The following is a 7,791-nucleotide window of genomic DNA, read 5'->3' on the forward strand; positions in this document are numbered from 1 at the left end:
GCGTCTCGAAGCATCGGGCGGCGTCACCAATGCGGCTTATGCCGTGACCATGTGGTTGTCCCAGTGCGCGGTCGCCAGGAACAGCGTGTGCAGACGCCGCGACGCGCCGCTGAGCGCGTTGCAGGCGATGGCGTCGCCCATGCCGCTGGACAAAAGGAAGCCGCCGGCCGGCCCGGCCGCCGTCAGCCCGCAGCAATCGGCCATCTCCACGGATCCCAGCAGCCGTCGCGCGGCGACGTCCCAGAAGATCGCCCGCCCGCCGCGCGGCGAGCTGACGCCGAGGACAGCGCCGCTGCTGTCGACGGCGGCGCTGCCGCAATAATTGTTCAGCCGGTTCAGCAGCGGGTCCGGCAGCTCCAGCAGTTCCAGCCCGCCGGCCGAGGCCAGCGCCACCAGCGGCACCAGATCGCCGGACGGCCCCTCATACTGCATGGCGATTCCGACCTCGCCGGTCGCGGTCACCGCCATGTGGCGCAGGCTGAGCTGGAACAGCTCCGCCTCCAGCCGGTGCTGGGCGACGATCTCGCGCTGCTTCCAGTCGATGAAGGCGACGGAGGAATCCATCTCCATCAAATTCAGCTTGGCGCGCGGCGCGTCCGGATGGGTCAGGATGCCGCCATTGGCGACGATGATCGTGCGCCCGTCGGGCAGCAGCCTGAGGTCATGCGGGTCCAGCCCGCCGCTCGGCATCTCGCCCAGCCGGCGGTAATTATCCTCGGCGTCGTATAGGCCGATCACGCCCAGCTCGCCGGCATAATTCATCTCGGTCGCCAGCAGGATGCGCCCGCCATCGACATAGAGGCCGTGCCCGGCGAAATTGCGATCCTCGGCATTGGCGATGGTGTGGCGCACAACGCCGGCCGCCAGATCGACCACCAGCGCGAAATTCCCCGGCCGGCGCGCCATGAACACCGCCTCCGCCCCACCGGGCCGCAGCGTCGCGCCATGACCGCGCGCCGGCAGGGGCAGGTCGAACACCCGGTTGCCGGCATCGTCGAAGGCGGCGGCATAGAAGCGCCCCGCATCGTCGGCCCGGGCGCTGAGATAGAGCGGCTCCCGCGCGGCGGCGCGCAGCGGCAGCGGCACGGCCCCGGCGGCGGCCAGCCCGGCGAGGGCGGAGCGCGTCAGCAACGCGCGGCGGGAGAGCATCATGATCAATCTCCATCCATGGCGTTGAAACCGACCGGGATATCCAGCACGGCGGTCAGCCGCTGGGTGAAGAGCTGCTTCATCGCCGATGCCTCCTTGACCAGCTGTTGCAGCGTCGCGCGCGCCGCCTTGTCCTCGACCGCCTGTTCCAGCGGCAGCGAGACCGAATTGGCGGTGGCGATGGTCTGGGTGAAGGCGCGGCGGAACAGATCGTCCAGCTTCTTGTCCGAGGCGGCGACGGCGGCGCTGAAACCGTCGAGATAGAGCGCCTGCCCGGCCTCCAGATTCAGCACCACATTGCGCATCGAGCGCGCGCTGCGCCAGGATTCGGCGAGGCGCGGCCGGGCCTTGTCGAGGGACGCGCCCAGCGGCCGGGCGATCTTGTGGTCGGCGACGATCTCCACCGTGCCGTACAGGCTCTTGAACAGGTCGAGCGTCGCTTCCTTCGGCTCCTGGTAATGCGTGTTCGGCGTGCCGGCGATGGCGACCGTATGGGCGAAGCCCTCCGGCTTGGTCCAATCCCCCCGGATGTCCTTCGCCATGTCGGCCAGATTCTGGGAAATCGCCGTTACCAGCTTGCAGCGAAACGCCGAATCGGCATTGCTGGCGCTGAATTTCGCCAGCGCCTGCTCCTCGAACAGCACCCGCTCCAGCGCCGGGAAGCCCTGCACCGCGACGCCGCTGCTCTGGAACGCATCCTGGGTGATCTGGCCCTCGTCGCGGCTCGCCAGCAGCTCGCCCAGCTGCTTGCCGGCGCTGTTGCGCGGATCGGGCCAGAAAGCCAGCCGCATCGAGCGCATGAACAGCTCCACCGGGCCGAAGCGGACATGCTGAATCTGCTGCCAGGCATCGACCGAATCATGGAAGGCGTCGGTCAGCGCCTGGTAGCGGGCATCGCCGGGGGCGGCGCAGAATTCCCGCGCGGCGTCGTTCAGCGCCGCGGTCGACTGCTCCAGCGTGCGATAGCGCGGGATGACATGGGTCTCGACCGCCGCCTTGTTCAGCGCCGCGTAATCGGCGGCGGCGTGCGCCGCCGGGGCGGCCAGCGCCAAGGCCAGGACCAGCGCGGTTTTCCGGATCATGCCACTTCTCCTATAGCGAATTCAGGAAGGCGAGCAGGGCGTCCCGCTCGTCCTTGCTCATCTCCACGACACGCTGCTTGGCGGGCTCGGCCTCGCCGCCATGCCAAAGGATCGCCTCCAGCAGGTTCCGCGCCCGGCCGTCATGCAGGAAATTGGTGTGGCCGCTGACAATCTCGGTCAGGCCGATGCCCCAGAGCGGCGGGGTGCGCCATTCGCTGCCGGTGGCGACGCTTTCCGGGCGGCCGTCGGCCAGCCCCTCGCCCATATCGTGCAGCAGCATGTCGGTATAAGGCCAGATAAGCTGAAAGGATTGCTCCGGCATGTCCTTCAGCCGCTGGGTAACGAATTTCGGCCGATGGCAGGCGGTGCAGCCGGTCTCGTAGAACATTTGCTTGCCGCGCAGCACCGTTGGATCGTCGACGTCGCGCCGCGCCGGCACGCCCAGATTGCGGGAATAGAACACCACAAGGTCCATCATCTGCCGGGTGACCTCGACGCCTTCGGCCTCATCGTCGCCGGTCGGGGCCTCGCGGCAGATTTTCTGCGGCTCGGTGCATTCGCCCCAGGAGGTCGGCGTCAGGTAGGAGGACAGGCCGATATCCCCGGCGAAGGCATGCGACACCTGCTGTGCCATGTTCGGCTCGCCGGCCTTCCAGCCGAAGCGGCCCAGCGCCAGTTCGCCCTTCTCCACGTCCCAGATGCGGTTCGCCCGGCCGGAGATGCCGTCGCCATCCTTGTCGTCGGGATCGGCCCAGGACAGGATGTCCGCCTCGGCGACCGCCTCCAGCAGCCCCATGCCGATCATCGGCGGCGCGACGCGGGGCGACAGCATCGCGCCCGGATGCAGCGGCCCGTATTTCAGATTCTCCGCGCTGTAGGTCGGCTTGCGCAAAGTGACCACCGCGCCGTCCGACAGGGTGACGGGAATTTCCTCATAGGCGATCTTCATCTCGCCTTCCGGCTCATGACCCTGGATGGCGAAATTCTGCAACTGCGTGCCATAGACCGGATCGGCGATGATCGAGACCCGGTGCGAGTCCAGCAGCGCCTGCTGCGCGGCATCCTGCGCCGGGATGCTGAGGCGCAGGAACATCGACACCGCCGCCTCGTTCTCGGCCGGCGGCGAACCGCGCCCGTCCTTCAGATGGCAGCCCTGGCAGGAGCGGGAATTGAACAGCGGCCCCAGCCCGTCCGAGGACAGGGTGGAGCTGGGGGCCGACACCCAGATTTTCCGGAAGATGCCGTCGCCGACCCGGAAATCGAGCTGCTTTTCGAAGCTCATCGTGCCGGACGGATGGGAAAAGACGCTGGTGTTCAGCGGCTTATGGACCGTCGCCCCGCCGGCCTGGTTGACCTCGAACTTCTCGGCCTCGTCGAAGCTGGTGGCGGGCTTCACCACGGCGGCGATGCGGGCCTTCTCGGCCGGGCTGGCGGCGCTGAGCGGGGCCATCGCCGCCGCCAGCAGGCCGGCCCCGATGGCGAGGCCGAGAACAGGGTGATGATGCCGTCGCAGGCGGGGCATGGCGTTTGACTTCTAACTACGGAAACGGGGAGAGGCCGCGCCCCTCCCCGCCTTGGCTTACTGGAAGACGGCGGCCGGATTGTCCAGGCTGTCCGAGCCCTCGAAGGAGATCGGCTGAAGGTCCAGGAGGGCGACGATGCGCTCGATCGAGCGGGTCTGCTCGGTCAAGGCCGCGATCACCGCCTCCAGCGTGGCGTTGCCTTCGGCATTGCCGGCGGCCAGCATCTGGTCATAGGCCTCCACGGTCTCCGCGCGCGCCTTCATCTTGCGGGCGGCGGCCAGGGTGGCGTCGAACTTCTGCTTCATCTCGGCGGCCAGGACGGGATCCTCCGCCTTCACCAGATCGGCCAGGCTGGGGCCGTTCACCACGGTCTTGCCGTCGATCCGGCTGTAGCTGGCGAAGTAGATCGCCCGCATGCCGACAATGTCGTAATAGTGCGAATTATGCGTGTTGTCGGAGAAGCAATCATGCTCCTCCTCCGGGTCGTTCAGCAGCAGGCCCAGCTTCATGCGCTCGCCGGCCAGCTCGCCATAGGACAGGCTGCCGATGCCGGTCAGCATCGCCGTCAGCGCGGTGCCGCTGTCGCCCTCCAGAAGGCCGGCGCGGGCTTCGCCGCCCTCGGCCCAATTGCCGACCATCTCTTCCAGATCGTCGATCAGCAGGTCGGTGGCGACGGACAGATACTGGCCGCGCCGGTCGCAATGGCCGTTGGTGCAGGCGGAGCCCTTGGCGTAATCGGTCCAGGGCCGGTTGCCCGCCCCCGGCCCGGTGCCGTTCAGATCCTGGCCCCAGAGCAGGAATTCGATGGCGTGGTAGCCGGTCGCCACATTGGCCTCGACGCCGCCGATCTCCTGCAGCGTCTCGGACAGCAATTCCTTGGTGATGGTGCTGGCGTCAATCTCCTCGCCGCCATGGGTGATCTTGCTATTGGCGATCACATTGGCGGTGTAGAGCGGGTTCTCGTCGGAATCCTGGCCGTAGGAGGCATCGACGTAATCGATCAGCCCTTCGTCCAGCGGCCAGGCGTTCACCTTGCCTTCCCAATCATCGACAATGGCGTTGCCGAAGCGGAACGCCTCGGTCTGCTGGTAGGGCACGCGGGCGGCAAGCCAGGCGCGGCGCGCGGTCGTCAGGGCGGCGGCGCTGGGCGTCTCCACCAGCGCATTCACCGCCTTTTGCAGCGCCTTGGCGCGGATCAGCGAATCCTCGTACATCGCGTGCGCGATATCGGCATAGGTTTTCACCACGCCCTTGGCGTCCGGTGCTGCCATGGCCGGCGCCGTCGCGAAGGCCGCCATGCCCATCGCCGCGACCGCAAGGATCGTCTGCCTCATTGTTCCCCTCCTGCTTCATTCGAGCGTCACGCATGATAATGCGAGTGATTTCCGTTCTCAATGAGCACTAACGCGGCTGCGACAAGATGGCAAGCGTCAGTGGCGTATCCCGTTAAGAAGCGGTAAGACAGCGGAAAGGATTTTTTGCTAAATTGTTCAGATAGAGGCGAAAAAGCCTCCCCCACCTTGGCGCAGGCATATTTCTGATCATGACCACAGATACCCAGTGGTGCCGCGATCTCCCGGTGGTCGTCACCGGCGGCGTCGGCTTTATCGGCTCCAACCTGGCCTTGCGGCTCGAAGCGATGGGCGCCAGGGTCACGGTGATCGACCGGCTGCTGACCCAATATGGCGCGAACCGCTATAACCTCGCCAATCCGCTGAACCCGGACCAGGGGGCGCGCCGCATCGAGCTGATCGAGGCGGATATCGGCGATGCGGAGAAGATCGAGCAGGCGGTGGCCGGGGCGGGCATGATCTTCAACATCGCCGGCCAGACCTCGCACATGGATTCCATGCAGAAGCCGCTGGAGGACATGGCGCTGAACCAGATCGCCAACATCAAGTTCCTCGATCTGGTGCGTGCGGTGAATCCGGGCGTGCGGCTGGTGTTCTCCAGCACCCGGCAATTCTACGGCCCGCCGCGCTATCTGCCGGTGGACGAGGCGCATCCGATCTTCCCGCCCGACATTAACGGCGTGCACAAATACGCGGCCGAGAGCTACCACATGCTGTATTCCCGCGTGTATGGCATGAAGATATCGGCGTTGCGGCTGACCAACGTGTACGGCCCGCGCATGCGCATCAAGGACGCCAAGCAGACCTTCCTGGGCATCTGGGTGCGCCACGCCATCCAGGACACCGAGTTCGAGGTGTGGGGCGGCGACCAGCGGCGCGATTTCTCCTATGTCGACGATCTGGTCGATGCGCTGCTGGCCACCGCGACCGCCGACGCGGCGATCGGCAATGTCTATAATGTGGGCGGCTTCCCGTCGGTGACGCTGCTGGAGCTGGCCGAGCTGCTGGTGAAGGTCGGCGGGTCGGGCCGGTTCCTCTTGAAGGCCTTCCCGGAGGAGCGCAAGAAGATCGATATCGGCGATTATTATTGCGACGACAGCGCCTTCCGCGCCGCCACCGGCTGGGAGCCCAGAATCGACCTGGCCGAGGGGCTGGCCCGCAGCATCGCCTATTACCGCGCCAACGGCGCCCATTATCTCTAAGGTTCCCTTTCTCTCTAAGGCTCAGAGCATGATCCCGCAGACCGACCCGAAGGCCGCCTACCTCGCCCAGCGCGCCGAGATCGATACCGCCATTACCCGCGTGCTGGAGGGCGGCCGCTATATCCTCGGCGCCGAGGTCGAGGCGTTCGAGCAGGAATTCGCCGCCTATATGGGGGCCAAGAACGCCGTCGGCGTGGCCAGCGGCACCGATGCGCTGATCCTGGCGCTGAAGGCGCTGGGCGTCGGGCCGGGCGACGGCGTCGTCACCGTCTCGCACACCGCCGTCGCCACCGTCGCGGCCATCGAGCTGACCGGGGCGACGCCGATCCTGGTCGATATCGACGATTACTACACGATGGATGTCGAGGGATTGGCCGCCACGCTGAAGGGCTGGTCGGTCAAGGGCGTGACGCCGAAAGTCGTGATCCCGGTGCATCTCTACGGCCAGCCGGCCGATATGCGCGGCATCATGGAGCTGGCGCTGGCGCACAGCCTGATCGTGCTGGAGGATAATTCCCAGGCGCATGGCGCGACGCTGGACGGAACGATGGTGGGCCGCTTCGGCCGCATCGCCGCCTACAGCCTGTATCCGACGAAGAATCTGGGCGCCATCGGCGATGCCGGGGTGATCGCCACCGACGACCCGGTGCTGGTGGAGGCGCTGAAGGCCTTGCGCGAATATGGCTGGCGCGAGCGCTATATCAGCGACATCGCCGGCTTCAACAGCCGGCTCGACCCGTTGCAGGCCGCCATCCTGCGCGCCAAGCTGACCCGCCTGGCCGCCGATACCGACCGCCGCCGGGCGATCGCCGCGCGCTACGATGCCGGCCTTGCCGGCGTGGCCGGGCTGGAGCTGCCGGCGACACGGCCGGGCGCGCAGCCGGTCTATCACCAATATGTCGTCGCCACCGACCGGCGCGACGCGCTGCAGGCGGCGTTGAAGGAAGCCGGCGTCGGCACGCTGATCCACTACCCGGTGCCGGTGCATCTGCAACGCGCCTACAAGGACCGCGTGCCGCTCTCCCCCGCCGGCCTGGCCCGCACCGAGCGCGCCGCCGGCCGCATCCTCAGCCTGCCGATGTTCCCGCAGCTCACCGACGCCCAGGCCGACAGCGTGATCCAGGCGATCAAGGCAAGCCTGTAATCGCCTGCGCTGTAGGGAGAGCCGGCCGCCGCCCCCTTCGAGACGCCCCTGCGGGGCTCCTCAGGACGAGGGGAGAGGCGGGATCGGCGGTGCCAAGAGTTCTTTAATCCGGCCGTACCGCCCAGCTCCCTCATGCTGAGGAGCCGCGAAGCGGCGTCTCGAAGCATTCGGCCGCTTCCGTGCTTTTCTCGCCCAGCCCCCCCTACTCCCACCGTCACCCCCGGCCTTGTGCCGGGGGTCCAGGCTTCCGCCCGCTGGAACGACAATCGAGTTAGCTGGACCGTGGACCCCCGGCCCCTCGGATCAAGTCCGAGGGTGGGCCGGGGGTGACGGGCAGAG

6 protein-coding genes are annotated in these 7,791 nt (G+C 67.2%); 2 read left to right on the plus strand and 4 right to left on the minus strand.

The features are described from left to right. Nucleotides 1-36: 36 nt before the first annotated feature. From AUP43_RS03755 to AUP43_RS03770, 4 genes are read right to left on the minus strand one after another with little or no spacing between them, the layout of a single operon-like run. Nucleotides 37-1,152, minus strand: coding sequence for a DUF1513 domain-containing protein (locus tag AUP43_RS03755; protein ID WP_067552896.1), 1,116 nt, complete (start codon nucleotides 1,150-1,152; stop codon nucleotides 37-39). Between the two features lie 2 nt (nucleotides 1,153-1,154). Next, nucleotides 1,155-2,231 (minus strand): imelysin family protein, encoded by a 1,077-nt coding sequence (locus tag AUP43_RS03760; RefSeq protein ID WP_067552898.1) that lies wholly within the window; start codon nucleotides 2,229-2,231, stop codon nucleotides 1,155-1,157. A gap of 10 nt (nucleotides 2,232-2,241) precedes the next feature. Further along, complete coding sequence (locus AUP43_RS03765) at nucleotides 2,242-3,753, minus strand: di-heme oxidoreductase family protein (protein WP_084462537.1); 1,512 nt, start codon at nucleotides 3,751-3,753, stop codon at nucleotides 2,242-2,244. A 57-nt stretch (nucleotides 3,754-3,810) separates the two neighbouring features. Next, nucleotides 3,811-5,088: an imelysin family protein gene (locus tag AUP43_RS03770; protein ID WP_067552900.1), complete on the minus strand. Its 1,278-nt coding sequence runs from the start codon at nucleotides 5,086-5,088 to the stop codon at nucleotides 3,811-3,813. A gap of 209 nt (nucleotides 5,089-5,297) precedes the next feature. Between AUP43_RS03770 and AUP43_RS03775 the strand changes: the two genes are divergently transcribed. Next, entirely contained in the window at nucleotides 5,298-6,308 is a 1,011-nt protein-coding gene (locus AUP43_RS03775) for an NAD-dependent epimerase/dehydratase family protein (protein ID WP_067552902.1), read from the plus strand. Between the two features lie 28 nt (nucleotides 6,309-6,336). Next, nucleotides 6,337-7,452, plus strand: coding sequence for a DegT/DnrJ/EryC1/StrS family aminotransferase (locus AUP43_RS03780; protein ID WP_067552904.1), 1,116 nt, complete (start codon nucleotides 6,337-6,339; stop codon nucleotides 7,450-7,452). Nucleotides 7,453-7,791 lie beyond the last annotated feature (339 nt).

This window comes from Oceanibaculum pacificum, from assembly GCF_001618175.1.
GTDB classification, from domain to species: domain Bacteria; phylum Pseudomonadota; class Alphaproteobacteria; order Oceanibaculales; family Oceanibaculaceae; genus Oceanibaculum; species Oceanibaculum pacificum.

Bases quoted from the DNA above. Each gene is read 5' to 3' on its own strand.
- AUP43_RS03755 (WP_067552896.1), bottom strand. From the start codon at position 1,152: ATGATGCTCTCCCGCCGCGCGTTGCTGACGCGCTCCGCCCTCGCCGGG.
- AUP43_RS03760 (WP_067552898.1), bottom strand. From the start codon at position 2,231: ATGATCCGGAAAACCGCGCTGGTCCTGGCCTTGGCGCTGGCCGCCCCG.
- AUP43_RS03765 (WP_084462537.1), bottom strand. From the start codon at position 3,753: ATGCCCCGCCTGCGACGGCATCATCACCCTGTTCTCGGCCTCGCCATC.
- AUP43_RS03770 (WP_067552900.1), bottom strand. From the start codon at position 5,088: ATGAGGCAGACGATCCTTGCGGTCGCGGCGATGGGCATGGCGGCCTTC.
- AUP43_RS03775 (WP_067552902.1), top strand. From the start codon at position 5,298: ATGACCACAGATACCCAGTGGTGCCGCGATCTCCCGGTGGTCGTCACC.
- AUP43_RS03780 (WP_067552904.1), top strand. From the start codon at position 6,337: ATGATCCCGCAGACCGACCCGAAGGCCGCCTACCTCGCCCAGCGCGCC.